Source organism: Jhaorihella thermophila (assembly GCF_900108275.1).
GTDB lineage: Bacteria > Pseudomonadota > Alphaproteobacteria > Rhodobacterales > Rhodobacteraceae > Jhaorihella > Jhaorihella thermophila.
The window spans coordinates 3,605-4,989 of record NZ_FNVD01000039.1 but is presented as its reverse complement, the minus strand read 5'-3'; the positions used below and the strand labels follow the sequence as shown (position 1 = coordinate 4,989).

Below are 1,385 nucleotides of genomic sequence, written 5' to 3'. Positions count from 1 at the left end.
GGATCAAGCCGCCGGCGGTCAGCTGCCAGGCTGTGAAGCTGAGGGGTGAAACCGGCGGTTGCCACTTCCGGCTGAGGACGGTGCCCGCCGCCATGGAGGCAGCACCGCCCAGTCCGGCCGCAACTCCAATCGGGTCCCGCGCGGCCTCGGGACCGATCAGCAGCAGTGCAACGCCAAGAACGCCGGTCGCTGCGGCGGCGAGTGCTCCAGCCCGGACCGGCGTGCCGAGCCAGCCGCGTGCCATGACGATCACCATCATCGCCTGCAGCGATCCCAGCGTGGCAGCGACGCCGCCGGGAAGCCGGTAGGCGGCCACGAACAGCAGCACCCAGAACAGCGCGAAGTTGAAACCGCCGAGCAGGAAGATGCGACCGAGCCAGGCACGGGGTGGCAGGCAACGCGTGACAGCAAGAAGCAGCAGTCCGGCTGGCAAGGCCCTAAGCGCGGCAAGGGTCACGGGATATCCCGCAGGCAACGCCTCGGTGGTGACCAGATAGGTGCTTCCCCAGACCGCCGGAGCGAGCGCTGTCAGAAGGATGTCGGTGGTGCGGGACATGGCTGTATCTCCTGGCGGGTGCTTACCAAAGCGGATGGAAGGGCAAGCGCGAGCGGTCCGGCCAGGGATCGAGGCCGATGTCGCGCATCAGGCGGGGCGGCAGATCGCACGGCACGCCGCGCAGGATGCGGTGGCGGTGCCGGGCTGAAGTGCGGAGGAACGGGAGGGTCATGGCGTTTCCTTTCAGGCGACGAGGCGGAGGGCGGCGCTCAGTTGCGCGGCCAGATCCTCGCGGGGTCCATTGACAAGGCGGGAACCGGTCTCGCGGACGATGAGGGTTGGAATGGACCGGACCTGGAGGGCACGGGCGTGTTGCCGGTCGGTCTCGACGGCACGAAGGGTTTCCGGGTCCTCGAAAACATCGACGAAGGCCGCGCTCTCGAAGCCCAGCTCCCGGGCGGCGTGCAGCACCGTTGCCGGGTCGGCGACGTTCCGCGCCTCGGTCAGATGCGCGCGCTGCAGGCGGTCGAACATGTCCCAGTGGGCATTCTGTCCGCCAAACCGTTCCGCCGCCTTGCATCCCAGTGCGGCAGTCATCCCGTGGGGATAATCGAATGGCGCGGCCCGCATGGCGTCGATATCGACGAGGTCCGGCCGGTCGCTCACTTGGCGGCAGGCCGCCCAGTGCCCGAGGATCGTCTCGCGGGCGTCCTCGGGCGTGCCCCAGCGCGCAGCCATCTCGGCGCGGCTGGCCTGCAGGACGAAGGTGCGGTGGCGGATGCCGAGATCGAACTCGGCCGACAGATCGCGCAGGCGCGACGAGATGTTGAAGCACCAGCAGCAAACGACGTCGTGGAAAAAATCGATGGTGAGGGCGGCCATCACGCGG

The 1,385-nt window shown here is 68.6% G+C and carries 3 protein-coding genes; all 3 read right to left on the bottom strand.

Annotated elements, in window-relative coordinates; genetic code table 11:
* A partial coding sequence (locus tag C4S70_RS17825) for an EamA family transporter (RefSeq protein WP_160114911.1) occupies positions 1–556 on the bottom strand: 556 nt, incomplete at its 3' end.
* Positions 557–578: 22 nt separating this feature from the next.
* Positions 579–728: a hypothetical protein gene (locus C4S70_RS18740; RefSeq protein WP_160114910.1), complete on the bottom strand. Its 150-nt coding sequence runs from the start codon at positions 726–728 to the stop codon at positions 579–581.
* 11 nt (positions 729–739) lie between these two features.
* The coding region (locus C4S70_RS17820; RefSeq protein ID WP_235003888.1) for a DsbA family oxidoreductase at positions 740–1,385 on the bottom strand (646 nt) is incomplete at its 5' end.

What these genes read in the sequence shown, in the direction of transcription:
- C4S70_RS18740 (WP_160114910.1), bottom strand. Translation starts at nt 728, where the DNA reads ATGACCCTCCCGTTCCTCCGCACTTCAGCCCGGCACCGCCACCGCATC.